This window comes from Salmonella sp. NW884 (genome assembly GCF_051700745.1).
Lineage (GTDB): Bacteria > Pseudomonadota > Gammaproteobacteria > Enterobacterales > Enterobacteriaceae > Salmonella > Salmonella enterica.
In genome coordinates, this window is record NZ_JAMMDE010000007.1 from 213,066 (window position 1) to 239,606 (window position 26,541).

Annotated in this window: 23 protein-coding genes and 1 pseudogene; 6 read left to right on the forward strand and 18 right to left on the reverse strand. The window is 53.7% G+C overall.

Translation table 11 applies throughout. From position 1 onward, the window contains the following. Positions 1 to 38 precede the first annotated feature (38 nt). Positions 39 to 1,499 carry a dipeptide permease DtpD gene (gene dtpD / locus NA197_RS16500; RefSeq protein WP_000856788.1) on the forward strand — a complete coding sequence of 487 codons (1,461 nt, stop codon included), beginning with the start codon at positions 39 to 41 and terminating at the stop codon, positions 1,497 to 1,499. Between the two features lie 48 nt (positions 1,500 to 1,547). Here the strand turns inward: dtpD and glnB are convergent, their stop codons facing one another. The 5 genes from glnB to purL all read right to left on the reverse strand — a co-directional run bounded on the left by glnB (position 1,548) and on the right by purL (position 10,028). Then, positions 1,548 to 1,886 carry a nitrogen regulatory protein P-II gene (glnB, locus tag NA197_RS16505; protein WP_000717694.1) on the reverse strand — a complete coding sequence of 113 codons (339 nt, stop codon included), beginning with the start codon at positions 1,884 to 1,886 and terminating at the stop codon, positions 1,548 to 1,550. Positions 1,887 to 1,962: 76 nt separating this feature from the next. Then, complete coding sequence (gene glrR / locus NA197_RS16510; RefSeq protein WP_024131152.1) at positions 1,963 to 3,297, reverse strand: two-component system response regulator GlrR; 1,335 nt, start codon at positions 3,295 to 3,297, stop codon at positions 1,963 to 1,965. Beyond that, positions 3,297 to 4,061 carry a two-component system QseEF-associated lipoprotein QseG gene (qseG, locus tag NA197_RS16515; protein ID WP_076727016.1) on the reverse strand — a complete coding sequence of 255 codons (765 nt, stop codon included), beginning with the start codon at positions 4,059 to 4,061 and terminating at the stop codon, positions 3,297 to 3,299. Before qseG ends, glrR begins: the two co-directional genes overlap by 1 nt. A gap of 1 nt (position 4,062) precedes the next feature. Beyond that, positions 4,063 to 5,493, reverse strand: a complete 1,431-nt coding sequence (gene qseE / locus NA197_RS16520) for a two component system sensor histidine kinase QseE/GlrK (protein ID WP_023231178.1) — start codon at positions 5,491 to 5,493, stop codon at positions 4,063 to 4,065. Between the two features lie 647 nt (positions 5,494 to 6,140). Beyond that, positions 6,141 to 10,028, reverse strand: coding sequence for a phosphoribosylformylglycinamidine synthase (purL, locus tag NA197_RS16525; RefSeq protein WP_064042872.1), 3,888 nt, complete (start codon positions 10,026 to 10,028; stop codon positions 6,141 to 6,143). Between the two features lie 24 nt (positions 10,029 to 10,052). Between purL and NA197_RS16530 the strand changes: the two are divergent. Both NA197_RS16530 and mltF read left to right on the forward strand, forming a co-directional pair. Further along, positions 10,053 to 10,283, forward strand: a pseudogene (locus NA197_RS16530) (hypothetical protein). Then, complete coding sequence (mltF, locus tag NA197_RS16535; protein ID WP_000734243.1) at positions 10,284 to 11,828, forward strand: membrane-bound lytic murein transglycosylase MltF; 1,545 nt, start codon at positions 10,284 to 10,286, stop codon at positions 11,826 to 11,828. It abuts the pseudogene before it with no gap. Positions 11,829 to 11,878: 50 nt separating this feature from the next. Here mltF and tadA read toward each other — a convergent pair whose 3' ends face one another. From tadA to murQ, 4 genes are read right to left on the reverse strand one after another with little or no spacing between them, the layout of a single operon-like run. Then, positions 11,879 to 12,430 carry a tRNA adenosine(34) deaminase TadA gene (gene tadA / locus NA197_RS16540; RefSeq protein WP_023214311.1) on the reverse strand — a complete coding sequence of 184 codons (552 nt, stop codon included), beginning with the start codon at positions 12,428 to 12,430 and terminating at the stop codon, positions 11,879 to 11,881. A gap of 24 nt (positions 12,431 to 12,454) precedes the next feature. Beyond that, positions 12,455 to 13,090 (reverse strand): phosphatidylglycerophosphatase C, encoded by a 636-nt coding sequence (gene yfhb, locus NA197_RS16545; protein WP_000253558.1) that lies wholly within the window; start codon positions 13,088 to 13,090, stop codon positions 12,455 to 12,457. A 3-nt stretch (positions 13,091 to 13,093) separates the two neighbouring features. Then, positions 13,094 to 14,455, reverse strand: a complete 1,362-nt coding sequence (locus tag NA197_RS16550) for a PTS transporter subunit EIIC (protein WP_000361667.1) — start codon at positions 14,453 to 14,455, stop codon at positions 13,094 to 13,096. 10 nt (positions 14,456 to 14,465) lie between these two features. After that, positions 14,466 to 15,359, reverse strand: coding sequence for an N-acetylmuramic acid 6-phosphate etherase (gene murQ / locus NA197_RS16555; protein ID WP_001048531.1), 894 nt, complete (start codon positions 15,357 to 15,359; stop codon positions 14,466 to 14,468). A gap of 115 nt (positions 15,360 to 15,474) precedes the next feature. On the opposite strand from murQ, the gene NA197_RS16560 reads away from it, so the two are divergent. Beyond that, a complete protein-coding gene (locus NA197_RS16560) occupies positions 15,475 to 16,323 on the forward strand; it encodes a MurR/RpiR family transcriptional regulator (protein ID WP_000995697.1) in 849 nt (282 codons plus the stop codon). A 38-nt stretch (positions 16,324 to 16,361) separates the two neighbouring features. On the opposite strand, the gene NA197_RS16565 is transcribed toward NA197_RS16560, so the two are convergent. Together NA197_RS16565 and NA197_RS16570 are read right to left on the reverse strand one after the other, a co-directional pair. Continuing rightward, positions 16,362 to 17,279: an oxidoreductase gene (locus NA197_RS16565; protein ID WP_000684033.1), complete on the reverse strand. Its 918-nt coding sequence runs from the start codon at positions 17,277 to 17,279 to the stop codon at positions 16,362 to 16,364. A gap of 21 nt (positions 17,280 to 17,300) precedes the next feature. Next, positions 17,301 to 18,497, reverse strand: a complete 1,197-nt coding sequence (locus NA197_RS16570) for an L-lactate MFS transporter (RefSeq protein ID WP_064042873.1) — start codon at positions 18,495 to 18,497, stop codon at positions 17,301 to 17,303. Positions 18,498 to 18,612: 115 nt separating this feature from the next. Between NA197_RS16570 and NA197_RS16575 the strand changes: the two genes are divergently transcribed. Together NA197_RS16575 and NA197_RS16580 are read left to right on the forward strand one after the other, a co-directional pair. Beyond that, a complete protein-coding gene (locus NA197_RS16575) occupies positions 18,613 to 19,539 on the forward strand; it encodes a LysR family transcriptional regulator (protein ID WP_001022462.1) in 927 nt (308 codons plus the stop codon). 37 nt (positions 19,540 to 19,576) lie between these two features. After that, a complete protein-coding gene (locus NA197_RS16580; protein ID WP_064042874.1) occupies positions 19,577 to 19,837 on the forward strand; it encodes a YfhL family 4Fe-4S dicluster ferredoxin in 261 nt (86 codons plus the stop codon). Between the two features lie 111 nt (positions 19,838 to 19,948). Here NA197_RS16580 and acpS read toward each other — a convergent pair whose 3' ends face one another. The 7 genes from acpS to lepA form a co-directional block, all read right to left on the reverse strand. Further along, positions 19,949 to 20,329, reverse strand: coding sequence for a holo-ACP synthase (gene acpS / locus NA197_RS16585; protein WP_000986043.1), 381 nt, complete (start codon positions 20,327 to 20,329; stop codon positions 19,949 to 19,951). Next, complete coding sequence (gene pdxJ, locus NA197_RS16590; protein WP_000818972.1) at positions 20,329 to 21,060, reverse strand: pyridoxine 5'-phosphate synthase; 732 nt, start codon at positions 21,058 to 21,060, stop codon at positions 20,329 to 20,331. The genes acpS and pdxJ overlap by 1 nt, the downstream gene beginning before the upstream one ends. Before the next feature lie 11 nt (positions 21,061 to 21,071). Next, positions 21,072 to 21,800 (reverse strand): DNA repair protein RecO, encoded by a 729-nt coding sequence (gene recO, locus NA197_RS16595; protein WP_000399380.1) that lies wholly within the window; start codon positions 21,798 to 21,800, stop codon positions 21,072 to 21,074. 11 nt (positions 21,801 to 21,811) lie between these two features. Continuing rightward, complete coding sequence (gene era / locus NA197_RS16600; protein ID WP_000102230.1) at positions 21,812 to 22,717, reverse strand: GTPase Era; 906 nt, start codon at positions 22,715 to 22,717, stop codon at positions 21,812 to 21,814. Then, a complete protein-coding gene (rnc, locus tag NA197_RS16605) occupies positions 22,714 to 23,394 on the reverse strand; it encodes a ribonuclease III (RefSeq protein WP_001068341.1) in 681 nt (226 codons plus the stop codon). Before rnc ends, era begins: the two co-directional genes overlap by 4 nt. Before the next feature lie 273 nt (positions 23,395 to 23,667). Next, on the reverse strand, positions 23,668 to 24,642 hold the full coding sequence (gene lepB, locus NA197_RS16610; protein ID WP_000002559.1) for a signal peptidase I: 975 nt from the start codon (positions 24,640 to 24,642) through the stop codon (positions 23,668 to 23,670). Between the two features lie 16 nt (positions 24,643 to 24,658). Next, on the reverse strand, positions 24,659 to 26,458 hold the full coding sequence (lepA, locus tag NA197_RS16615) for a translation elongation factor 4 (protein WP_000790154.1): 1,800 nt from the start codon (positions 26,456 to 26,458) through the stop codon (positions 24,659 to 24,661). Positions 26,459 to 26,541 lie beyond the last annotated feature (83 nt).

Here is a 26,541-nt window from a genome sequence, read left to right on the forward strand (position 1 = left end):
CTTGCCACTTCCCTTTTTTCACGCAGCAAGGAGACTTTATGAAAACACCCTCACAACCGCGCGCGATTTTTTACATCGTGGCGATTCAAATTTGGGAATACTTCAGCTTTTACGGCATGCGTGCCTTACTCATCCTTTATCTTACCCACCAGCTTGGTTTTAATGACAGCCACGCGATCAACCTCTTCAGCGCCTACGCCTCTTTAGTTTACGTTACCCCTATTCTTGGCGGCTGGCTTGCCGACCGCCTGCTTGGCAACCGCGTGGCGGTTATCACCGGCGCCTTATTGATGACGCTGGGTCATGTGGTATTGGGCTTAGAATCTGATTCAACGCTGAGTTTATATGCGGCGCTGGCCATTATTATCTGCGGCTACGGCTTGTTTAAATCCAATATTAGCTGTCTGCTGGGCGAACTTTACGCCCCTGATGACAACCGCCGCGACGGGGGATTCTCGCTGCTCTACGCCGCCGGGAATATTGGATCGATAGCCGCGCCGATCGCCTGTGGTCTGGCGGCGCAGTGGTATGGCTGGCATGTCGGCTTTGCGCTGGCGGGCGTGGGAATGTTCATCGGCCTGCTCATCTTTTTAAGCGGTCATCGCCACTTTCAGCAGACGCGTGGTGTTAATCGCCCCGCGCTGCGGGCGGTTAAATTTGCCCTTCCAACCTGGGGTTGGCTGGTATTAATGCTGTGTATCGCGCCGGTATTCTTCACCCTCCTGCTGGAAAATAACTGGTCTGGCTATGTGCTGGCCATTGTCTGCGTCTTCGCGGCGCAACTCATCGCCCGTATTATGGTTAAATTTCCCGAACACCGTCGCGCCTTGTGGCAAATCGTTCTGTTAATGATCACCGGCACTCTCTTCTGGGTTCTGGCACAGCAGGGCGGAAGTTCGATCAGTTTATTCATCGATCGTTTTGTCAACCGCCACTGGCTGCACATGACCGTCCCCACCGCATTGTTCCAGTCGGTCAATGCGATTGCGGTGATGGCGGCGGGCGTAGTGCTGGCGTGGCTGAGCAGCCCGAAAGAGAGCGCCCGCTCGGTGCTGCGCGTCTGGCTTAAATTTGCCGTGGGGCTGGTATTAATGGGCGGCGGTTTTATGCTGCTGGCGCTAAACGCTCATCAGGCCCGGTTAGACGGGCAGGCATCAATGGGAATGATGATCGCAGGGCTGGCGCTGATGGGCTTTGCGGAGCTGTTTATTGATCCGGTCGCGATGGCGCAAATTACCCGCCTCAACCTGCCTGGTGTCACGGGCGTACTGACCGGTATTTATATGCTGGCGACCGGCGCGGTCGCTAACTGGCTGGCTGGCGTCGTCGCGCAACAAACCACGGAATCGCAAATTAGTGATACGGCGGTAGCCGCCTACGGACACTTTTTCTCGCAAATGGGCGAATGGACGCTAAGTTGCGTGGCGCTGATCGTCGCCATTGTCGGCCTGAGATGGGTTTGCACCCGGACTACATCGGCGCTACCGCAGGGCGATTAAACGGTGGTTCGCTGCCCACAAGGAGGAGACGGGCAGCGAATCGGCACATCAGATAGCCGCGTCGTCTTCTTCGCCAGTACGGATACGAATAACGCGGGCGACATCAAAGACAAAGATCTTACCGTCGCCGATTTTCCCCGTCTGCGCGGTACGAATGATGGTGTCAACACAGGTATCCACGATGTCGTCAGGCACAACGATTTCAATTTTTACCTTCGGCAGAAAATCCACCATATATTCCGCGCCGCGATACAGCTCGGTGTGGCCTTTTTGACGGCCAAAGCCTTTGACTTCAGTGACCGTCATGCCGGTAATACCTACCTCGGCCAGCGCTTCACGGACATCGTCCAGCTTGAAGGGTTTAATAATCGCATCAATCTTTTTCATGCTATTCCTTGAAAAGGTCGCCTGTGTTTTGATCGGTTAAACGTAACATATTTCGCGCTACTTTACGGCATGAAAACTACTCTTTGAAATCATTCGCATCCAGTTCGTGACGGGAGAGTAGCTTATAGAATTCCGTGCGGTTGCGCCCCGCCATCCTTGCCGCGTGCGTCACGTTACCTTTGGTAATTTGCAGTAACTTGCGCAGATAGTTCAGTTCAAATTGGTTTCGCGCTTCGGCAAAGGTGGGCAGCGCGGTGTTTTCGCCTTCCAGCGCCTGCTCGACCAACGCATCGCTGATCACCGGCGAAGAGGTTAACGCCACGCATTGTTCAATGACGTTGACCAGTTGGCGCACGTTGCCCGGCCAGCTTGCCGTCATCAGCCGTTTCATTGCATCAGTAGAAAAGGCGCGAACAAACGGTTTATGCCGCTGTGCCGACTGTCTGAGCAGATGATTAGCCAGCAGCGGAATATCTTCGGTACGCTCCGCCAGCGCCGGAATTTTCAGGCTCACGACATTCAGCCGGTAGTACAAATCTTCACGAAATTCGCCCCGCGCCATCGCCTTCGGCAGATCGCGGTGCGTCGCGGAAATAATTCGCACGTCGATATCAATATCGCGATTGCTGCCCAGCGGTCTGACTTTGCGCTCCTGTAACACCCGCAGCAGCTTCACCTGTAACGGCGCGGGCATATCGCCAATTTCATCCAGAAACAGCGTGCCGCCTTCCGCCGCCTGGAACAACCCTTCACGATTGCTCACTGCGCCGGTAAAGGCGCCGCGCGCATGGCCGAATAATTCGGACTCCAGCAACTGTTCCGGCAACGCGCCGCAGTTGATGGCGACAAACGGCTTGTTATTGCGCGGGCTGGCATTATGAATCGCCTGTGCGAAAATCTCTTTTCCGGTACCGCTTTGTCCGTTAATCAATACGCTGACATCCGACTGCGCGACCATGCGCGCCTGTTCAAGCAGTCGCAGCATCAGCGGGCTACGGGTAACGATAGCGTTGCGCCAGCTATCGTCCGTCGCGGGAGCGGACTGCTCCAGCGCTTCATCTATCGCTTTATATAACGCGTCTCTGTCGATCGGCTTCGTCAAAAAGCTGAATACGCCTTTCTGGGTAGCGGCCACCGCATCCGGAATAGAACCATGCGCCGTCAGAATGATAACCGGCATTCCCGGCTGTACTTTCTGAATTTCTGTGAACAGTTGCATACCATCCATTTCGTCCATGCGCAGGTCGCTTATTACCAAATCCACTTTTTCCCGATGCAGTACCCGCAGTCCTTCCTGGCCGCTCTCTGCGGTCACGACGCTGTATCCTTCACTGGTCAGGCGCATACCGAGCAATTTCAGTAATCCGGGATCGTCATCGACCAGCAACAGGTGCGCCGGTTTACGGCTTATCATGGCGTTACCTCATCTTGTGACGGCGACGGCGCCGCGCCATCTTCAGACGTCGCGGGTTTGTCATTGGTATGCGGCGTATCGGCGTTGTAATTCCCTGCCGGTTTTCGTGTCGAAAGCTGGCGCTCAATATCGGTTAAACTCTCCAGCTTACGGGTGGTAAGATCGAGCTGCGTTTGCAAGGCCTGTTGCTGCTGGCGCAGCGCATCCAGCTCACTATCTGACGTTTGCTGGAGTTTGCTATAACGCTGACGTTCGGCAGAAAGCGCTAATTGCAGCGCCTGACCGTCATGCCAGATTTGGTAGACGGGCCGTACCTGAGCCGGTATTTGCGCGCTTAACGCCTCCAGGCGGGTCACTATGGCGCGCCGCTCCGGCGGCGTAATTTTTGCATCCGCCAGTAAGATCCCGCGCCTGAAGGCATTCTGCCAGTTATCATCCGTCAACGCGCGCGCCTCTGCGCGCGACTGAACCGGCATCAGACGATCGGCGCAGTCAATCGTGCGTAGCCAGTACAGCGGATTCGTCTCCACCGCCTGCCCGCGTAGCGACCAGATATCCGCGCACGCCGTCGGGAGATAATCCGCCAGTTGATAATGGGGGAGCGTGTCCTGCGCTGCGCTACCGGGCAGTTGCTGTGAAGCATGGGGAACACATGCGGTCAGCGCCAGACACGATATGCCCACCGGTATTCCCCACCGCAAAAGGCATCGTTTAATAGTTTGGACTAAAACGTGTGACATACGCACCAGGCTTAAATTCATATTAGTGTTTGTCAGATGCAGGCAATGGCAGCGAGATGCGAAAACAGACTTCCTGCGCTTTGTCATCCACCAGTTGGATCTCTCCCTGCATTCGGCGAATACAATCTCTGGCGATACTCAGCCCTAACCCACTGCCTTTTACCGCCCCTTTTCGCTGGTGGCTTCCCTGGAAAAAAGGCTCAAAAATCATTTCTCTTTCGGTTTGCGGAATCGGTTCGCCGCTATTAACCACATCGATATAAACCGTGGAGCCCTGAGAGCGACTACGGATACAAATGTTACCGGATTCAGCGCCATAGTGCACCGCGTTGGAATAGAGATTATCCAGCACGCTCATCAGCAACATGGGCTCTGCTATGCAGCGTTCGGCCTTCAGGTCGACATCGGTATGCATCATTTTAGCGCGGGCAGGCAAACTGTGGGCGGAAACCACCATATCCACAAGCGGCGCGATATCGACCGATTCCAGCTCTGTGGCACTGTCTACCAGTTTCCGGTTGTAATCAAGCAATTGCTCAATCAATTTTTGTAAATTACGACTGCTGTCATCCAGAATATCGACCACCTCTTTTTGCTCCGGCGTCAGCGGCCCAACCACCTGATCGGCCAGCAGCTCTGTCCCCTCGCGCATACTAGCCAGCGGAGTTTTCAGCTCATGGGACAAGTGACGTAGAAACTGATGGCGCTGGGATTCCAGCCACGCCAGACGCTCACTCAGCCAGATAATGCGCTGCCCCACCGATCGTAATTCACGCGGACCGGTAAAGGTGACGGTATTCCCCAAAGAACGGCCTTCGCCCAGGCGATTAATCATCCGTTCAATTCCTTTCACCGGCCCGATAATCATGCGGGTAAAAAGTAGCACCATCGCCAGGCTCACCAGAAATAGCACCAGCGCCTGCCAGCCGAAAAATTGTCCGCGCTCGGCGATTTCTTGTTGTAACTGCTGCCCGCGCGAGTAAACCACAGTACGCGTCGCCTGCACCATTTCCGTATTAGCGTTGGCAAAGGCCTCCAGACGCGCGGCCGCTGCCGCTTCCGGGCCGCTATCTTTACACTGCAATTGCGCCAGCGCGTTTAAATCCTGGCGTAACGCCTGATACAACTTATCATCCGGCAAGACGCCGGCATGGGCGTCCAGCATATCGCTATAGCGCTTACGCTGGCTTTGATACACTTTTGCCAGCGTCGGATCGTCAAGCACGCAATACTGTCGGTAGCTTCGCTCCATCTCCAGCGCGACGTTGGTCATCGCCTCGCTGCGCCGGGCGTCAATAAGCGTGCTGCGGTTAGTCACCGCAGCCTGATCGCTTAACGCGTTAAGGCTTTGCCACGCCTGCCAGGCCAGAACCAGCAGCGGCAGCAGGATCAGCAAAAAGGCCAGCATGACCAATTGTCGTAAAGAACGGGGGAAAACAGACCAGCGCTTCAACGTGTCGCTCACATAAAAGAAGAATAAAAAAGATGCTAACCGAGGGGAGCGCCAGATACAACAAAGCCGGGCTAAACCCGGCTTTGTTATGGAATAAGGCGGTGCCTAACTCGACGTTTCGCCCGGAGGTTGATAAAGCTACGCTATTATCAGAAGTTGGACGGCAGGCACCTTGTTGTGCGTCATTCGAAGTTTATGTAGCGCGTCCCTAAGGGGCTGACATAAGAAGGTGAATGAGCCACTGGTTACTATTATGCAGTAATTGTGCCAACATTCAAAAGACTTTGTTAACACAATGATAGATATGAAAAATATCGTTATTCATGCTAAAAATGGCTCTGCCTGTTTTTTGCCCTTTCTGTCGCCAATCAGCAACACTTGCAACACCTAAAAACAAAATCATTTTAAATCAAATGGTTAAGTGTCTCTTTTTGGCGACAACCTACCTCCACTCATGTCGGGATTTCCCGACACTTTAATCTTGCGGCATAAGCACTAGTTTATTGCCGGATGGCGGCGTAAACGCCTTATCCGGCCTACCGCTTGACGTTCAAGACGGTAGCTACAACCGCGCTTCTCCGTGGGCCTGATAAGCGCCGTCTACAAAAAGCCCCTCGTGAAGAGGGGCTTAATGGCTATCGGGCTAATTAACCAAGCTGCTTACGCGCATTACGGAAGATACGCATCCACGGGCTATCCTCGCCCCAGTTTTCCGGGTGCCAGGAGTTGGCGACGGTGCGGAATACGCGTTCCGGATGCGGCATCATAATCGTCACCCGACCGTTTTCGGTCGTCACCGCCGTGATGCCGTTCGGCGAACCGTTCGGGTTAGCCGGATAGGTTTCGGTCACGTGGCCGAAATTGTCTACATAGCGCAGGGCGACCAGGCCTTTGCTCTCAAGCGCGGCAAGATGCGCATCGTCACGCACCTCAACGCGCCCTTCCCCATGGGAAACCGCAATCGGCATCTGTGAGCCTACCATTCCTTGCAGCAGCAGCGATGGGCTTTGCGTCACTTCCACCAGGCTGAAGCGGGCTTCGAAGCGGTCAGAATGGTTACGTACAAAACGCGGCCACAGTTCGCTGCCCGGGATCAGCTCGCGCAGATTCGACATCATCTGGCAACCGTTGCACACCCCAAGCGCCAGCGTCTGCGGACGATGGAAGAAGGTTTCGAATTCGTCGCGCACCCGATGGTTAAACAGAATGGATTTTGCCCAGCCTTCACCCGCCCCCAGCACGTCGCCGTAGGAAAAGCCGCCGCAAGCCACCAGCGCATGGAAGTTGCCCAGACCGATACGACCGCCCAGCAGGTCGCTCATATGGACGTCAATCGCGTCAAAGCCCGCACGATGGAACGCCGCCGCCATCTCCACGTGAGAGTTCACCCCCTGCTCGCGCAGTACAGCGACTTTCGGTCGTGCGCCTGTCGCAATGTACGGCGCGGCGATATCTTCATTAATATCAAACGACAGCTTCACGTTGAGGCCCGGATCGGCATCATTCGCTTTCGCCTCATGTTCCTGGTCAGCACATTGCGGATTGTCGCGCAGACGCTGCATCTGCCAGGTGGTTTCCGCCCACCAGACACGCAGCGTAGTGCGGCTTTCGCTGAATACCGTCCGATCATTAGCGGTAATCACAAAGCGATCGCCAGCCAGAGCCTGACCAAGGTAGTGGACGCAGTCAGCAAGGCCGTACTGCGCCAACAGCGCTTCGACCGCGTCTCTGTCTTCAGCGCGTACCTGAATCACGCCGCCCAGCTCCTCGTTGAACAGTGCGGCCAGATGGTCATCGCCCAGCGCGGCGATATCGACCTGCACGCCGCAGTGGCCGGCAAAGGCCATCTCGGCCAGCGTCACCAGCAGACCGCCGTCGGAACGGTCGTGCCAGGCCAGTAATTTACGCGCAGCGACCAGCGCCTGCATGGCGTCATAGAAGCCTTTCAGTTGCGCGACGTCACGCACGTCCGCGGGTTTGTCGCCAAGCTGACGATAGACCTGCGCCAGCGCCGTTGCACCCAGCGCGTTGTGGCCCTTGCCAAGATCGATCAGCAGCAAGGCGTTATCTTCCGTTGACAGCTGCGGCGTAAGGGTGTGACGCACGTCTTCCACGCGGGCAAACGCGGAAATTACCAGCGACAGCGGCGAGGTCATTTCGCGCTGTCCGTTGCCTTCCTGCCAGCGGGTTTTCATCGACATCGAATCTTTGCCCACCGGAATCGTCAGGCCAAGCTGCGGACAGAGTTCCTCTCCCACCGCTTTAACCGCGTCATACAAACCGGCATCTTCGCCAGGATGACCGGCTGCCGCCATCCAGTTAGCGGAAAGTTTGATGCGCTTGATATCGCCAATCTGCGTCGCGGCAATGTTAGTCAACGCTTCACCGACGGCCAGACGGGCGGAGGCGGCAAAGTCCAGCAGCGCCACCGGCGCGCGCTCGCCAATCGACATCGCTTCGCCGTAGTAGCTGTCGAGGCTGGCGGTAGTGACCGCGCAGTCAGCCACCGGGACCTGCCACGGGCCAACCATCTGGTCACGCGCCACCATACCGGTGACGGTACGGTCGCCAATAGTGACAAGGAAGGTTTTTTCCGCCACGGTCGGCAGATGCAGAACACGCTTTACCGCGTCGGTAATCGTGATATCCGCGCGGTTCAGCGCATCGCCTTTCGCCTTCAATGTTTGCACATCGCGGGTCATTTTCGGCGTTTTGCCCAGCAGGACATCCAGCGGTAGGTCGATCGGCTGATTGTCGAAATGGTTATCATGCAACGAGAGATGCTGTTCTTCGGTAGCATCGCCAATGACCGCATACGGCGCGCGCTCGCGCTTGCACAGTTCGTCGAACAGCGGCAACTGGTCAGCCGCGACCGCCAGCACATAGCGCTCCTGGGATTCGTTACACCAGATTTCCAGCGGGCTCATGCCCGGCTCGTCGCTAAGAATGTCGCGCAGTTCGAATTTCCCGCCGCGCCCGCCGTCGCTCACCAGCTCCGGCATCGCATTGGAGAGACCGCCCGCGCCCACATCATGGATAAACAGGATTGGGTTGGCGTCGCCCAACTGCCAGCAGCGGTCGATCACCTCCTGGCAGCGGCGTTCCATTTCCGGGTTGTCGCGCTGTACGGAAGCAAAGTCGAGGTCCGCGTCAGATTGGCCGGAGGCCATTGAAGAAGCCGCGCCGCCGCCGAGGCCGATATTCATCGCCGGGCCGCCGAGGACAATCAGCTTCGCGCCCACGACGATCTCGCCTTTCTGCACGTGATCGGCGCGGATATTACCGATCCCACCCGCCAGCATGATCGGCTTATGGTAGCCGCGCAGCTCCTCGCCGTTATGGCTGCTCACTTTCTCTTCGTAGGTACGGAAGTAACCGGTCAGCGCCGGGCGACCAAATTCGTTGTTAAACGCCGCGCCGCCCAGCGGACCTTCGGTCATGATATCCAGCGCGGTGACAATACGTTCCGGCTTGCCAAAATCCTCTTCCCACGGCTGTTCAAAGCCCGGAATACGCAGGTTGGAAACGGAGAAGCCCACCAGCCCGGCTTTTGGTTTCGCGCCACGCCCGGTGGCGCCTTCATCACGAATTTCGCCGCCGGAACCGGTCGCCGCCCCCGGCCACGGAGAGATGGCGGTTGGGTGGTTATGCGTTTCGACCTTCATCAGAATGTGCGCGGGCTCCTGATGAAAATCGTAACGGCCGGTATTGTGGTCGGCGAAGTAGCGCCCCACCGCAGATCCTTCCATCACCGCGGCATTGTCTTTATAGGCAGAGAGCACATAGTCCGGCGTGGTTTCGAAGGTGTTTTTAATCATTTTAAACAGCGATTTCGGCTGCGGTTTACCGTCGATAATCCAGTCGGCGTTAAAAATCTTGTGGCGGCAGTGCTCGGAGTTCGCCTGGGCGAACATGTACAGTTCGATATCGTTCGGGTTGCGCCCCAGTTTGGTAAACGCCTCCTGCAAATAGTCGATTTCATCTTCCGCCAGCGCCAGACCGAGACGCAGGTTGGCGTCAATTAACGCCTGACGGCCTTCTCCCAGCAGATCGACACTGGAAACCGGCGCAGGCTGATGGTGGATAAACAATTTTTCCGCATCGGTTAAAGAAGAGAACACCGTCTCCATCATACGGTCGTGCAGCTCTGCGGCCACTTGTCGCCACTGTTCCGCCGTCAACGTCAAAGCCTCGATATAGTACGCTACGCCGCGCTCCAGCCGATCAACCTGTTGCAGGCCGCAGTTGTGGGCGATATCCGTTGCTTTTGAAGACCAGGGGGAGATGGTACCAGGACGCGGTGTGACCAACAGGAGTTTACCCGCCGGCGTATGGCTGCTAAGCGCCGGGCCGTATTGCAACAGACGGGTAAGCTGCGCCTGCTCGCTATCATTTAACGGGGCGTTCAGGTCAGCAAAATGGACATACTCAGCGTATATATTGTGGACCTGGAGGTTGGCAGCCTGAAAGCGCGCCAGCAGTTTATTGATACGGAATGCAGACAGTGCAGGCGAACCACGCAGAATTTCCATCATAAGTCTCTCGTCTTCTAAGCTTCGGTGTGCGCAAGGGGGGAAACGGCCGTCATTATAAAGAATCTGACGCGCTGACGAAACCGTTTGCGTATAAATAAAATCACCGCTTTTTCTTGTCATACGGTGCGGCTATCGTTGCGAATAAGTTGCCAACTGGCGCATTGTTACGCAAAATGCCGCTCATTAATGACTTATCTATTGCAGCAAAACATCTTTTTCAGCCCGAGGCAACGCACGATCCAGAGAATTAACTAATTGAAAAAATTAAAGATTAATTATCTGTTCATCGGCATATTGACGCTGCTGCTGGCAGCAGCCCTTTGGCCCTCAATCCCCTGGTTCGGTAAAACCGAAAACCATATCGCCGCGATTCAAGCCCGGGGGGTACTGCGCGTCAGTACGATCGACTCGCCATTAACCTATTCCGTTATCAACGGTAAAAAATATGGTCTGGACTATGAACTGGCGCAGCAGTTCGCCAACTATCTCGGCGTGAAGCTGAAAGTGACGGTGCGCCAGAATATCAGCCAGTTGTTTGACGATCTGGATAACGACAATGCCGACCTGCTCGCGGCTGGGCTGGTCTACGACAGCGCGCGCGTTAAAAACTATCAGCCCGGCCCCATGTATTACTCGGTTTCGCAACAGCTCGTCTACCGGGTCGGACAATATCGCCCACGCTCGCTGGCGACCGTTAACGAGAATCAGCTTACCATTGCGCCAGGGCACGTCGTGGTCAATGATTTACAGCGTTTAAAAGAGACAAAGTTTCCCGACCTGAGCTGGAAAGTGGATGATAAAAAAGGCTCGACGACGCTGCTGGAAGAGGTCATCAGCGGCAAGCTGGATTACACCATTGCCGATTCAGTGGCGATCAGTCTGTTTCAGCGCGTCCATCCCGAACTGGCCGTGGCGCTGGATGTCACGGATGAACAGCCCGTGACCTGGTTTAGCCGACTGGACGACGATAATACGCTCTCCGCCGCGCTGCTCGATTTTTTCAATTCGATCAATGAAGACGGTTCTCTGGCGCGGATCGAAGAGAAATATCTGGGGCATGGCGATGATTTCGACTACGTTGATACCCGCTCTTTTCTGCGAGCGGTGGATAACGTCCTGCCGGAGCTGGAACCGTTATTTAAAAAATATGCCAAAGAGATAGACTGGCGCCTGCTGGCGGCGATTTCTTATCAGGAATCACACTGGGACCCGCTGGCGACCTCGCCAACCGGCGTGCGCGGCCTGATGATGCTGACTAAAAATACCGCCCAAAGTCTGGGGCTGACCGACCGTACCGATGCGGAGCAAAGCATCAGCGGCGGCGCTCGCTATCTTGAAGATATGATGGCTAAAGTTCCCGAAACCGTTCCGGAAGACGAGCGTATCTGGTTTGCTTTAGCCGCCTACAATATGGGTTATGCGCACATGCTCGACGCCAGATCGCTGACGGTAAAAACCAAAGGCAATCCGGATAGCTGGACCGATGTGAAGCAGCGTTTGCCGCTGTTAAGCCAAAAACCGTATTACAGTAAGCTAACCTACGGTTACGCGCGTGGACATGAGGCTTATGCTTATGTGGAAAATATCCGTAAATACCAGATAAGTTTAGTGGGGTATTTGCAGGAAAAAGAAAAGCAGGAAGCGGAAGCCATGAAACTGGCGCAGGATTACCCGGCGGTGTCGCCGGAGGAGCTGAATAAAGCGCCCTTCCCCCTCCTGTCGTTTTTATCGCAGTCATCAGGCTACCTGACGCATTCGCCGTCTTTACTGTTTACGCCGCAGAAGAAAGAAGAAAAATAGCGTGATGGTCTTATCGGATGGCGACGCGTAACCTCTTATCCGGCATTGCGCTATACTGTCGGCCCCGCGCCTTCCGCACGGTCGGCTTTCTTCAGGGCTTTAATTTCCTGACGACGCATACGGAAAAAATCACTGAGCAGCGTCGCACATTCATCGCGCAGCACCCCTTCAATAATGTCGACCCGGTGATTCATTCCCGGATGGTGCAGCACATCAATTAGCGATCCGGCCGCGCCGGTTTTTGCATCGCGCGCGCCAAAGACAACGCGTCCAATGCGGCTATGCACCATAGCGCCTGCGCACATCACACAGGGTTCCAGCGTGACATACAGCGTGGTATCCAGTAACCGGTAATTCTGCAATACCAGACCTCCCTGACGCAGCGCCATTATTTCAGCATGCGCAGTAGGATCGTGGCGGCCAATGGGTCGGTTCCAGCCTTCGCCAATGACACGATGGTCATGCACCAATACCGCGCCAACCGGAACCTCGCGTTCGTCCCAGGCGCGTTTCGCCAGCGTCAGCGCGTGGCGCATCCAGTATTCGTGATCTAATTCGACATCAGACAAAGAGATAACTCCGGTAATGAAAGCGGGCGGCATTATACACAGACGCTATGCGTTTCACTATTCGAGCTGCTGCAGCTCGCCGTGCGGCGTCACCCGCCAGCGATGCTGACAAAAATAAAGCAGCGGGTTATCCTGTTTGCTGTCGCTGTAGCCGCTATAAAGACGCAGCGGCGTACCGATTTTACGTTCCAGTTGCGCGACTTTTTCATGGCCCAGACAGCGCACGGTTAATACCCAGCCGCCATACCGTCGCGCCATCTGGCTGGCGATGAGGTTAACGCGCGGCAACCACGGCGTATCAAAATAGACTTGCTCTACCAATGATTGCGGAGAACCGGTAATAAGCCAGATATCCGCGTCAGAGCTCAATAGATAGGTGGTCAGACGCTCCTGTACAACCGGAAACGCCGTGACGTTAGCGCGAAACCAACGGACAAAATCCGCCTGATGCGCCTGCAAACGCGTTTCGCTATGGCCAAAAGTACAGCCCCACAACAACAGACTCATCGGCCAGCGGGCCGCACGCCCTTTTACCAGTAAGCCGATACCGATAATGGGTAACAACGGCAGTACGAGCAGCGCATTTAGCGGCTGACGGCGCAGCAAATAACGCAGAAAACTGCCGAACATATCCTGTTGATGTAACGTTCCATCCAAATCAAAAAAGACGACACGACGCTCGTGGCTGACCAAACCTTACTCCTCTGGATCATTGAACCCCAGCAGCCAGGTAAAAATAAACCCGGCAATTACCGCTATTAAATAGCCTAACAGATAGAACAGGACTTTTCCGGCAACAATTGTTAATGCCAGCGGCAAACCGGAAATACCAAAGGTAATTACCGTCGCCACTTTCCAGTAGCTGATCAACGCCCCGCCTACCGCGCCGCCAAGACAAGCGCCAATAAATGGCTTACCCAATGGCAGCGTGACGCCAAAAATCAGCGGCTCGCCAATTCCCAGCAGTCCGACCGGAAGCGCGCCTTTAATCACCTTTTTGAGTCGCGCATTGCGGGTTTTCATCAGTACGGCAATGGCCGCGCCTATCTGACCAACGCCCGCCATCGCCAGGATGGGAAACAACGCGTTATAGCCGTGCGCTTGTACCAGCTCCACATGAATAGGCACCAGTCCCTGATGTAGCCCGGTCAGTACCAACGGCAGGAAGGTTCCGGCTAACACCGCGCCCACCAGAAAACCGCCGCGATCGATAGCCCAGGACGCGCCGTGAGCGATAGCGTCTGAAATCCAGCCGCCAAGCGGTTGCAGAGCGACAATCGCTACCGCGCCGGTGATAACAGTCGTCAATAAAGGGTTAAGAATTAACTCCAGCGACCCCGGCAGCAGCTTACGGAACTGGCGCTCAATCCAGCACATTAACGCCACCACCAGCAGGACGGCGATGACGCCGCCCCGTCCCGGCTGAAGCGCCTCGCCAAAGAGCGTAATCTGCGCCAGTTGCGGGCTGGAAAGGATCCCCGCCATCACGCCGCCTAACGCCTGCGATCCGCCAAAGACTTTCGCGGTATTGACGCCAACCAGAATGTTCATGATAGCGAATACCGCGCTGCCAAATATCCCCATCAGGCCCAGCAGGTTAGGATAGTGGACGGCAACGTCGCCGACGATATCCGGACGTTTAAGAATGTTGATAATGCCGGTAATCAAGCCGGATGCGATAAAGGCGGGGATAAGCGGAATAAAAACATTCGCCAGCTTACGCAACGCATCGCTCATCGGCGCTTTATACTTCGCTTTCACCTCGGATTTGGTACGCGCCATAGCGTCGTCCGGCTTTACACCACCTGCGGCAATCTGCACGCGCATCGCATCAACCACCTGCGCAGCCTTCCCCGGCCCAACGATCAGCTGATGTTGCTCCCCTTGCTTTACGTATCCACTGACGCCAGGCAACGCTTTTAAGCGCGGAATATCCAGTTGGCTGTCGTCCTGTACCTCCACCCTGACTCGCGTCATACAGTTTTCCAGGCGCAGAATATTTTGCTCTCCGCCGATACCACGTAAAATGTCGCTGGCGAGCGCTGCCGTCTTATCCATACACACCTCTTTAGTGTTCTAACGCCGCCCTTAAAAAGCCCTGATGAGCGGCGAGTTTTTCCCTGGCGGCTGCAGCATCCAGCCCCGTAAGCGCCATCAAAATGGCGGGCTTAACCTCAAAATCGGTCTGTTTCAGCAACGTTTCCGCCTCTTCACGACCTATCCCGGTCGCTTCAACGACCATCCGACACGCACGATCGACCAGTTTGACGTTGGTGGCTTTCATATCCACCATCAGGTTTTGATAGACCTTGCCGAACTTCACCATCGCGCCGGTAGAAATCATATTGAGCACCATTTTCTGTGCGGTGCCGGATTTCAGCCGCGTGGAGCCAGTAAGCGCTTCCGGCCCGACAACGGGCGAAATAGCGATATTAGCCTCCCGCGCAATAGGCGAATCTGGATTACAGGAGACGGCAACAGTGGTACAACCGGACTGTCGCGCATAGCGCAGGCCGCCAATCACATAGGGTGTACGACCCGACGCCGCGAGCCCCACGACCAGATCCTGTTCTTGCAGATTTAGTGCGACAAGATCGTCTTCGCCTGCCTGTTGGCTGTCTTCCGCGCCTTCGACCGCTTTCAACAACGCGCCCGGCCCGCCGGCAATCAGTCCGACGACCAGACCGTGCGGAACGCCAAACGTCGGGGGGCATTCTGAGGCATCCAGTACGCCAAGCCGACCACTGGTGCCCGCGCCCATATAGATGATACGTCCGCCAGACTTCAGCGCCGCCGCAGCGGCATCCACCGCACGCGCAACGTCAGGCAGAGTGGCTTTTACAGCTTCCGCTACCAGCGTATCCTGTTCATTAAAACGCTTAACTAATTCAGGAGTAGGCAACGCATCCAGATCCATCGTTTGCGGGTTACGGGTTTCAGACACTAAGGTACCAAGATTCATTTTTGTCCCTCTGGAATTTTTAATTCATAATAAGCGTCCATGATGGAATAGAATATTCCCCCAGGCGAGTGAAATTTCGTTTTGTCGTCGCCATCACGTTTCGCAGGAGCTGCCCATGAACTGTTTGATTCGTATTCGCCAGCGTTATCCGGATCTCGCGCAAAGCGACAGGAAACTGGCGGATTATCTGCTCGCGCAACCGGATACGGCGCGGCATCTGAGCTCGCAGCAACTGGCGGCCGAAGCGGGCGTCAGCCAATCCAGCGTAGTCAAGTTCGCGCAAAAACTGGGGTTTAAAGGGTTTCCGGCGTTGAAACTGGCTATCAGCGAAGCGTTGGCCAGTAATCCTAATCCGCATTCCGTTCCCGTTCATAACCAGATTCGCGGCGACGATCCGATGCGCCTGGTCGGGGAAAAATTAATTAAAGAGAATGTGGCGGCGATGCACGCCACGCTGGACGTTAACAGTGAAGAAAAGCTGTTAGAAAGCGTCACGATGCTGCGCCACGCCCGCCGTATTGTGACCACCGGGATTGGCGCCTCTGGGCTGGTGGCGCAAAATTTTGCCTGGAAGCTACTGAAGATTGGTATTAACGCGGTGGTTGAGCGCGATATGCACGCCCTGCTGGCGACGGTGCAGGCGCTGGCGCCGGAGGATCTGCTGCTGGCGATCTCTTATTCCGGGGAACGGCGCGAGCTGAACCTGGCGGCGGACGAAACATTACGCGCAGGCGCGAAGATCCTGGCCATTACCGGTTTTTCTCCCAACGCCTTGCAGCAGCGCGCCACCCGCTGTCTGTATACGATTGCTGAAGAGCAGGCGACGCGCAGCGCCGCTATCTCCTCGACACATGCGCAAATGATGTTGACCGACTTACTGTTTATGGCGCTGGTACAACAGGATTTAGAGCGGGCGCCGGAGCGTATTCGCCATAGCGAGGCGCTGGTAAAAAAACTGGTTTGAAAATGGCTCTTCCGCCTCATGCAGAAGGGCTATCAAGTTTATTGCGCTTCTTTCGCGTGAATCAATTGCGTCAGGAGTGTGTTAACCGGTACGGCAATATTGTTCTGAGCGCCGATTCGCGCAATCGCACCATTTAAATAGTCGATTTCAGTCAGTCGGCCTTTATGTAAATCCTGATGCATAGAAGGATAGTGGTGGCCGCTCTCACGCGGATCGAACACTTTCTTCACCGTATTCATCACCATTTGCTCAGTCAACGGAATATTCTGGCTGGCAGCAACCAATACAAACTCATCAACTACCGCTTGCGCTAAATCTAAAGCACCAGGCCGCTGACCAAATCCGCCGACATTACAATCCAGTAGCGCGCAATAGGTGTTCATTACGCTATTAAAGGCTGCTTTCTTCCAGATCGATAATAATACGTCAGGGCTTATTTCAGCATTCAATCCAGCGCTATTAAGGGTGGCAATGACCTTAGCCTCTTGAGCCGAATCATGGCTGGCAATCGGCTGCAGTTCAATCGTTCCGGTACCGGTGGCCATAATATGCCCAGCCCCCTCCAGTTCGCTGGACCATAACGTCACACCCGCATAGATTTTCTGCCGATCGACATATTTCTCCAGCGTTTCGATATTTCCCAGGCCGTTAGATAAAATCATCACTACTTTCGCGGCTGGCAGTAATGGCTTAATACGCTGTAACATGCTATCCAGCTGCATGGCTTTGGTAAACAGAATAACCAGCTCAAACTCCCCCTGGGATTCATCAGCCAACATAGCAGGGATGGGGTAATACTTCTGAGTCGTTTCCGTTTCGACAAACAACCCCTTGCTACGAATAGCGTCAACATGCTCCTGCCAGCTATCGATAAGCGTCACGTCGTGCCCGGCCTCCAGCAGCATATAGCCAAAACGACATCCCATAGCGCCTGCACCTGCGATTGCAATTTTCATTTTTATTTCCTTATTATCTGATTAATGAATTTTGGCTAAAACCGTTGCGACATATTTCTTCGTTATCAGGGTCAACACGACTCCAATAAGCAATAGCACCGTTGTCAAAATAAATACCGTATTGTAGCTTCCGGTATATTTTGCAATAGCGGACGTGACGTAAGGAGCAATAACCGCACCGACGGCAAAACCAAAATACATAAAGCCGTAGTTTAGTCCCTGGTTACGCATACCAAAATTCTGGCTGGTCAAGCCAGGGAAGATCACTAATATACCGGCATAAGCAAAGCCCACGCCCAGAGCGCTGAAATAGAATACCGAAGTATTACCGTTGAAGAACAACAGCAGCAGCATACAGATGCAGGTAAAAAGATAAACGATAACCAGAGTATTGTAGCCGCCTAATTTATCGGTTAACCCTCCCCAGAACAGGCGACCAATTGAGTTAAATATCGATACCAGGCTAACGACTAATGCACCGGACAGTAAACCGTACTGCGTCATACCAATTTGCGCAGAGCTTGAGCTAATTACCATCCCAGAGAACACGCCCAGCGCCAGAATCATAAACAGCAGCCAGAAGCGCAGATCTTTCAGCATGTGCCGATAGTTTTTATCCATTGGCGATGCTTTAATTCCTCCGCTATCTTTTGCTGGCGCGCTACGAATAAAGAACTGGACGATAAAAATAACCACCAGATAAACAATACCCAGATATAACAACGCCCGACTAACATCGTGAGTTTGCGCCATAAAATATTCGGCCAGGCGGGTGCAAAGTAGCGTCCCGACGCCAACACCCGCCAGCACGATACCGCTGGCCAGACCGCGACGGTCAGGGAAAAACTTCAGAATATTATTAAGATTACCCGTAAAAGCCAGGCCCGATCCCAACCCGGCAATGACGCCGTAGGTTAAAAATAGCATGGGCAAATTATCCACAAACCCGGACAAGATAAAACCTAAAGAAAACAGGATACCGCCGATAACTATCGCCTGCTTTCCTTTACCGTTGTCGATCATTCTCCCGCCCCAAATCATCGGTAAAGGAATGATCCCCATATTGATAGAGAATGCTAACGCCAGCGTAGCCGGATCCCAGTGATATTGCGCCATGAGTGGTGTTTTGAAATAGCTAAATGCGTAGACGCCCCCGAGCACAAAATTGATGCACACGTGAGCGGCAAGCATTCCCCAGCGGTTGATTGATGCCGACATAATTTTCCCTTTTTAAAATGCACTGATCACAGTTTAAAAAAAGCAAAATAGGCAAACAATTTGGTATTTTTTATAATCGTTATAACAAAACCCAATCGATTGGCATTAAATTTTAATGAATATCAAACAACTACATTCCTTCCTGATATTGTGTGATGAATTACATTATGGTCGGGCAGCCAGTCGCCTGTTTATCACTCAGCCATCATTAAGTCAGCAAATCAAACAACTTGAGTCATCACTTAAAACAATATTATTTAAGCGAAAAGGTAGAGGAATTAAATTAACAAAAGCAGGCATTATTTTGCAACGACACGCTAACAAAATAATGCTGGATTTAAAAAATGCAGAAAATGAACTTCTTCCCTATCAAGATCAACAGCGCGATACTATTTCAATCGGGGTGTCAGGCAGCTACCTGGTCCTGCCCGCTTTTCGCAACTTTATGGCGCACCATCCGGAAATATCTTTAAATGTTAAAGAGTTCTCAACTGAGCAAACCATTAAAAAGCTGACGGATAGCGCCGTTGATATTGGCATTGTTTATCGAATAGCGCTCCCTGCCCAGCTAAGCTCGACCATGCTGTTTGAAGATGAAATTATCGCTGCAATCCCACTTTCTCATCCTCTGGCGACACGCGAACGTCTGCATTTAAAAGATTTAAACGACCAACCCATTATCGTGCTTAATGACTCTCTGCTATTAAGAGGAATCATCACCACTGAATTTAATAACCGCAAAGTCGTTCCTAACGTCATCTGCGAACTGGATAACCACTACTCATGCCTTGAGTATGCCGAAGCGCAGATTGGCATCGCATTTATTACCCGCTCGCTAACCCATTTATCGACACCCAAAAATGTTCGCCTGGTTTCACTGGGCATCCCCGCATTCTTTATTCCTGTCATGCTGGTGCACAGTAATGACCTTTCACTGGATAACGCAACCATCTGCCTGCTCAAGCAGATCAAAAATTTTTACACTGTAGATAACAAATCAGCGCCAGAAAAGAGCTGGCCCGAGCAGAAAATAGGCGTATAATGCCCGCCCGATTTGTGTTGTTTCTGAGAATTTCCTGATGGCGCTGTTAATCACCAAAAAATGTATCAACTGCGATATGTGCGAGCCGGAGTGCCCGAATGAGGCGATTTCAATGGGCGACAGCATTTATGAGATTAACAGCGACAAATGCACCGAGTGTGTAGGCCATTACGAAACGCCGACCTGTCAGAAAGTCTGCCCAATCCCCAATACGATTTTGCAGGATCCCGCCTATGTCGAAAGCGAAGAACAGTTGTGGGATAAGTTTGTTCTGATGCATCACGCAGATAAACTGTAAGCGGGTTAACGTATTTCCAACGCAACAATACCTGATGGCGCTATGCTTATCAGGCCGACAACATGTCGGCCTGTAGGTCAGATAACGTGTTTACACCGTCATCCGGCAAATCTAACTTTCCAGAATGACCGTAGCGCAGGCGTAATGGCGCTCATCGGCCAACGTGACATGCATGTGCGCCACACCGAGTTTTTCCGCCAGCGTTAACGCCTCGCCCCACAGCCGCAAACGTGGTTTTCCCAGCTCATCGTTAAACACTTCGAACTGATTAAACGCCAGACCGTTGCGGATGCCGGTACCAAAAGCTTTCGCTGCCGCCTCTTTGACCGCAAAACGCTTGGCGAGAAAACGCACCGGCTGCTGATGCGTCTCCCAGATAGCCCACTCGTTGTCACTGAGCACACGCCTTGCCAGACGTTCGCCGGAACGGGAGATCACTGCCTCAATGCGGGCAATCTCTACAATATCCGTTCCCAGGCCGAGAATCGCCATTAGCCGCGCGCTTCCAGCATCAAACGTTTCATTTCAGCCACCGCCTCTTTCAGGCCCGTCATCACCGCCCGACCAATAATGGCATGACCGATATTAAGTTCGTGCATTTCCGGAAGCGCGGCAATAGCTTTGACGTTATGGTAGGTCAGGCCATGACCCGCATTTACTTTTAGCCCCAGGCGAGCCGCCAGGGTCGCGGCGCTGGCAATACGCGCCAGCTCTTTTGCCTGTTCCGCATCGGTTTCTGCGTTGGCGTAGCAGCCGGTATGGATTTCGATAAACGGCGCGCCGACTTCCGCCGCCGCGTTGATTTGCGTTTCATCGGCATCGATAAAGAGCGAAACCTGGATGCCAGCCGCCGCCAGGCGCGCACAGGCATCACGCATTTTATCGCGCTGTCCGGCCACATCCAGGCCGCCTTCGGTGGTGACTTCCTGGCGTTTTTCCGGCACCAGACAACAGAAATGCGGCCTGGTTTCTACGGCGATCGCCAGCATCTCTTCGGTCACCGCCATCTCCAGATTCATACGCGTATGCAGCGTCTGACGCAGAATGCGCACATCGCGATCGGTAATGTGGCGACGATCTTCGCGCAGGTGTACGGTAATGCCGTCCGCGCCTGCCTGTTCAGCAATAAACGCCGCCTGTACCGGATCCGGATAGTCGGTGCCGCGCGCATTACGTAACGTGGCAATGTGGTCAATATTGACGCCTAACAGTAATTCAGCCATGACAATCCTCGTTAATCTTTCTTCGTTTTTACTGTGCGTTTGGGCATAAATTGCCGGAACAGCTCCCGGCTTTTTAACGGTTTTCCCCCAAGATACGGCTTTAATGCCATACGGGTAAAGCGTTTAGCGGCACGCAGGGTATCTACATCCGGAAATTCCCGCGCCTCCAGCGCTTTCAGGTGCCGTCCGGTAAAGGTGTTGTTATCGATGACGACGCTGGCGAAAAAGCCTTTTTCTTCGCGGTAACGGTAGGTCATGGTGTCATCCACCCGTTCGCCGCTGCCTGCACAGTGGGTGAAATTGACGCCATACCCCAGATGACCCAGCAACGCCAGTTCGAAACGTCGCAACGCCGGTTCAGGCGAGCCGGTGGTTCCCGCCAGCGCCTGAATACAGTTCAGATAATCAAAAAAGAGTTCGGAGAAGCGCGTTTCATATTCCAGTACGCGAGAGAGGAGTTCGTTGATATACAGGCCGCTATAGAGCGTAATACCGCTTAACGGCAGCGCCAGAGAAACTGCCTCGGCGCTGCGCAGGGTTTTCACCTCGCCGCGTCCGCTGTAGCGTAGCAATAACGGCGTAAAAGGCTGTAACGCGCCTTTCAGATTGGAACGTTTAGATCGCGCGCCTTTGGCGACAAGGCGCACGCGCCCCGATTCTTCCGTGAAGACGTCCAGCATCAGGCTGGTTTCGCTCCAGGGGCGACTGTGCAGGACAAATGCGCGCTGCCACCCTTCCACGCTGTGTTAACTCACAGATCGTCTACGTAACCGAGACTGCGCAGAGCGCGTTCGTCATCGGCCCAGCCGGATTTCACTTTCACCCACAGTTCCAGGTGTACCGGCGCTTCGAACATCTCCTGCATGTCTTTACGCGCTTCAATACCAATGGTTTTGATTTTGGCGCCTTTGTTGCCAATCACCATCTTCTTCTGCCCTTCGCGCTCGACGAGGATCAGCCCGTTGATATCATAGCCGCCGCGTTCGTTGGTAACAAAACGTTCAATCTCAACGGTAACGGAATACGGCAGCTCGGCGCCGAGAAAACGCATCAGCTTTTCACGGATGATTTCAGACGCCATAAAGCGCTGAGAGCGATCGGTGATGTAATCTTCCGGGAAGTGGTGAATAGCTTCCGGTAAATGTTTACGCACGATACCGGCAATGGTATCGACGTTCATACCCGTTTCAGCAGAGATCGGTACGATATCAAGAAAGTTCATCTGGCTTGCCAGGAACTGGAGGTGCGGCAGCAAATCGGCTTTTTCCTGCACGTTATCCACCTTGTTAACGGCGAGAATAACCGGCGCTTTGCCATCGCGCAGTTTGTTCAGGACCATTTCGTCGTCCGGCGTCCAACGGGTGCCTTCCACAACGAAAATCACCAGCTCAACGTCGCCAATCGAACTGCTCGCCGCCTTATTCATCAAACGGTTAATGGCGCGCTTTTCTTCCATATGCAGTCCCGGGGTATCGACATAGATTGCCTGATACGGGCCTTCGGTATGAATACCGACAATGCGGTGGCGCGTGGTCTGCGCTTTACGGGAAGTGATCGAAATCTTCTGCCCAAGCAGTTTGTTCAGCAAGGTGGATTTGCCAACGTTCGGACGCCCGACGATGGCAATAAATCCGCAGTAAGTTTTGTCAGTGCTCATTCCAACTCCAGTTTTTTCAGCGCCTGTTCGGCGGCAGCCTGCTCCGCCTTACGACGGCTGGAACCCGTGCCAACCACCGGTTCGCTCAGGCCGCTGACCTGGCAGTGGATAGTAAATTCCTGATCGTGCGCCTCGCCGCGTACCTGCACAACCAGGTAAGATGGCAGCGGCAGATGGCGGCCCTGCAAATACTCCTGCAAGCGCGTTTTAGGATCTTTTTGTTTATCGCCCGGACTTATCTCATCCAGACGGGTTTTATACCAGTTAAGGATTAACTGCTCGACGGTCTGGATATTGCTATCGAGAAATACTCCGCCGATTAACGCTTCCACGGTGTCCGCCAGAATGGACTCCCGACGGAATCCGCCGCTTTTTAATTCGCCCGGCCCTAAACGCAGGCACTCGCCTAAATCAAATTCACGGGCTAATTCCGCCAGCGTATTACCACGTACCAACGTGGCGCGCATACGGCTCATATCTCCCTCATCCACCCGTGGGAAACGATGATAAAGCGCGTTAGCGATAACGAAGCTCAGGATTGAATCGCCTAAAAACTCCAGGCGTTCGTTATGTTTACTGCTGGCGCTGCGGTGAGTTAATGCCTGCTGCAACAGCTCCTGATGATTAAAAGTGTAGCCCAGCTTCCGTTGAAGCCGATTAATTACGATGGGGTTCATGCGATACCAATAAATGAATGCGTCAACAATCCAGCACACGAAACAGACCTGATACACGTCATCTGTCCTGCCGCATCGCTGCAGCGGAAAGAAGGTTGTCTATAACCAACGCTGTTTCGTGTGCCGTGGCGACCAAACGACGCCAACCTAAAACTTCGGGGGAATATTCTATACACAACGACAGGGGATGTCGTTAGTCTGAGGGAATTTATCCAGGAAATAATTCACGCTGCCGCTAAAAAGACGGCAGCGTGAACGATCATTTCGTCACAGTTAGTGAATACCGCCGATACGACTCAGGCGTACGCCTGTCGGCCACTCCCCTTCCTGCTTGTCAAAGCTCATCCAGATAGCGACCGCTTTACCGACCAGATTCGCTTCCGGAACAAATCCCCAGTAACGGCTATCCGCGCTGTTATCGCGGTTGTCGCCCATCATGAAATATTGTCCCGGTGGTACAACCCAGGTCGCCAGCGGTTGTCCTGGCTGTTGGTAATACATGCCCAACTGATCCTGGGCTATCGGCACCATCAGGATGCGATGAGTTACATCGCCTAACGTCTCTTTACGTTCGGTCAGGCGAATGCCGTTTTCTTTTGTCTCGTTTAGCGGAACCTCAAAGAAACCGCTGGTCGCTTCTCCACCGTTACGGCGGGCAAAGGTCTGTACAAAATCGCTCGGCTCAACGTTAGAGTAGGTAACCGGCAGCGCATTTTCGCACGCCTGACCGGAGCTACAGCCAGGCTGAATCGTCACCTCTTTTGCAACCGGATCATAAGTGATTTTATCGCCCGGCAAACCGACGGCGCGTTTGATGTAATCTAACTTAGGATCTTCCGGATATTTAAATACCACAATATCCCCGCGCTTTGGATGACCGGTTTCAATCAGGGTTTTCTGGTAGATCGGATCTTTAATGCCGTAGGCAAATTTTTCCACCAGAATAAAATCGCCGATAAGCAGTGTCGGCATCATTGAGCCTGACGGGATCTGAAAGGGTTCATAAAGAAATGAACGAACGATCAGAACGATCGCCAGAACCGGGAAAACCGACGCCCCGGTCTCCAGCCAGCCCGGCTTAGGCGCCACTTTATTGAGCGTAGCGTTATCCAGCGCATCTCCCGACGCCGTTTGCGCGGCAGCCTGGCGCGCCCGACGTTTTGGCGCGAAAACAAACTTATCAACGCACCATAAAATGCCCGTCACCAGTGTGGCTATCACCAGAATCAGGGCAAACATGTTCGCCATGCCAACTCCTTAGGGATTATTTATTGTCTTTACCGACATGCAGAATGGCGAGGAACGCCTCCTGAGGCAGCTCGACGTTACCGATCTGCTTCATGCGTTTCTTACCTTCTTTCTGTTTCTGCAGCAGTTTTTTCTTACGACTGATATCACCGCCGTAGCACTTCGCCAGCACGTTTTTACGTAACTGTTTTACCGTCGAACGGGCAATAATATGCGTACCAATCGCCGCCTGAATCGCGATATCAAACTGCTGGCGTGGGATCAAATCTTTCATCTTCTCCACCAGCTCGCGACCACGGCTTTGCGAGTTATCGCGGTGCGTGATCAGCGCCAGCGCATCGACACGCTCGTTGTTGATTAACACATCAACACGCACCATATCGGAAGCCTGGAAGCGCTTGAAGTTATAATCCAGAGACGCATAGCCGCGCGACGTCGATTTCAGACGGTCAAAGAAGTCGAGCACCACTTCCGCCATCGGGATTTCATAGGTCAACGCGACCTGGTTACCGTGATACACCATGTTAGTTTGTACGCCGCGTTTCTCAATACACAGCGTAATAACGTTACCTAAATAGGCTTGTGGTAACAGCATATGACATTCGGCGATAGGCTCGCGCAGTTCATAAATGTTATTCAACGGCGGCAGCTTGGAGGGGCTATCAACATAGATAGTCTCTTTCGCCGTTGTTTCTACTTCATAAACCACGGTCGGCGCAGTGGTGATCAGATCCAGATCGTATTCGCGTTCCAGACGCTCCTGAATGATCTCCATGTGCAACAGGCCGAGGAAGCCGCAGCGGAAACCAAAACCCAGCGCCGAGGAGCTTTCCGGTTCATAAAACAGTGAGGCGTCGTTCAGGCTTAGCTTGCCGAGCGCGTCGCGGAAACTTTCATAATCGTCGGAGCTGACCGGGAACAGACCTGCATAGACCTGCGGTTTCACCTTCTTAAAGCCCGGCAACGCTTTTTCCGCTGGGTTACGCGCTGAGGTTAAGGTATCGCCAACCGGCGCGCCGAGGATATCTTTAATGGCGCAGACCAGCCAGCCTACTTCGCCGCACTTCAGCTCGGTACGATCAACCTGTTTCGGCGTGAAGATCCCCAGGCGGTCAGCGTTGTAGGTCTGCCCGGTGCTCATCACTTTAATTTTGTCGCCTTTACGCATGGTGCCGTTTTTAATACGCACCAGCGATACCACGCCCAGGTAGTTATCGAACCAGGAGTCAATAATCAGCGCCTGCAGCGGGCCGTCCGGATCGCCTTGCGGCGGCGGGATATCGCGCACCAGGCGTTCCAGAACATCCGTCACGCCGACACCCGTTTTGGCGGAGCAGCGTACCGCGTCCGTCGCATCGATACCGACAATGTCTTCGATTTCTTCCGCCACACGCTCCGGATCGGCGGCCGGCAGGTCAATCTTGTTAAGCACCGGCACCACTTCAAGATCCATTTCCATCGCGGTGTAGCAGTTCGCCAACGTTTGCGCTTCTACGCCCTGGCCGGCATCCACCACCAGCAGCGCGCCCTCGCAGGCGGCTAACGAACGGGAAACTTCATAGGAAAAGTCAACGTGTCCCGGCGTGTCGATAAAGTTCAGTTGATAAGTTTCACCATCAGACGCTTTAAAATCCAGCGTCACACTCTGGGCTTTAATAGTAATACCGCGCTCACGCTCAAGATCCATCGAATCAAGTACCTGAGCTTCCATTTCACGGTCAGACAGGCCACCGCAGATTTGGATAATACGGTCAGACAGCGTCGATTTACCGTGGTCAATGTGAGCAATGATGGAGAAATTTCTTATATTCTTCATAAATATGAATTTTTTAACTCGCTATGCTGATAAATTTTTCTTGATGGACACAGCGGTGGACATTCCACAATAACTACCCCATC

Excerpts from the sequence above, each read along its gene's own strand:
- glnB (WP_000717694.1), bottom strand. The coding sequence starts at position 1,886 with ATGAAAAAGATTGATGCGATTATTAAACCCTTCAAGCTGGACGATGTC.
- NA197_RS16580 (WP_064042874.1), top strand. The coding sequence starts at position 19,577 with ATGGCGCTGTTAATCACCAAAAAATGTATCAACTGCGATATGTGCGAG.
- NA197_RS16550 (WP_000361667.1), bottom strand. The coding sequence starts at position 14,455 with ATGGATAAGACGGCAGCGCTCGCCAGCGACATTTTACGTGGTATCGGC.
- murQ (WP_001048531.1), bottom strand. The coding sequence starts at position 15,359 with ATGAATCTTGGTACCTTAGTGTCTGAAACCCGTAACCCGCAAACGATG.
- purL (WP_064042872.1), bottom strand. The coding sequence starts at position 10,028 with ATGATGGAAATTCTGCGTGGTTCGCCTGCACTGTCTGCATTCCGTATC.
- tadA (WP_023214311.1), bottom strand. The coding sequence starts at position 12,430 with ATGCCGCCCGCTTTCATTACCGGAGTTATCTCTTTGTCTGATGTCGAA.
- pdxJ (WP_000818972.1), bottom strand. The coding sequence starts at position 21,060 with ATGGCTGAATTACTGTTAGGCGTCAATATTGACCACATTGCCACGTTA.
- lepA (WP_000790154.1), bottom strand. The coding sequence starts at position 26,458 with ATGAAGAATATAAGAAATTTCTCCATCATTGCTCACATTGACCACGGT.
- rnc (WP_001068341.1), bottom strand. The coding sequence starts at position 23,394 with ATGAACCCCATCGTAATTAATCGGCTTCAACGGAAGCTGGGCTACACT.
- era (WP_000102230.1), bottom strand. The coding sequence starts at position 22,717 with ATGAGCACTGACAAAACTTACTGCGGATTTATTGCCATCGTCGGGCGT.
- qseG (WP_076727016.1), bottom strand. The coding sequence starts at position 4,061 with ATGAATTTAAGCCTGGTGCGTATGTCACACGTTTTAGTCCAAACTATT.
- NA197_RS16570 (WP_064042873.1), bottom strand. The coding sequence starts at position 18,497 with ATGTCGGCATCAATCAACCGCTGGGGAATGCTTGCCGCTCACGTGTGC.
- dtpD (WP_000856788.1), top strand. The coding sequence starts at position 39 with ATGAAAACACCCTCACAACCGCGCGCGATTTTTTACATCGTGGCGATT.
- NA197_RS16575 (WP_001022462.1), top strand. The coding sequence starts at position 18,613 with ATGAATATCAAACAACTACATTCCTTCCTGATATTGTGTGATGAATTA.
- acpS (WP_000986043.1), bottom strand. The coding sequence starts at position 20,329 with ATGGCGATTCTCGGCCTGGGAACGGATATTGTAGAGATTGCCCGCATT.
- NA197_RS16565 (WP_000684033.1), bottom strand. The coding sequence starts at position 17,279 with ATGAAAATTGCAATCGCAGGTGCAGGCGCTATGGGATGTCGTTTTGGC.
- lepB (WP_000002559.1), bottom strand. The coding sequence starts at position 24,642 with ATGGCGAACATGTTTGCCCTGATTCTGGTGATAGCCACACTGGTGACG.
- NA197_RS16560 (WP_000995697.1), top strand. The coding sequence starts at position 15,475 with ATGAACTGTTTGATTCGTATTCGCCAGCGTTATCCGGATCTCGCGCAA.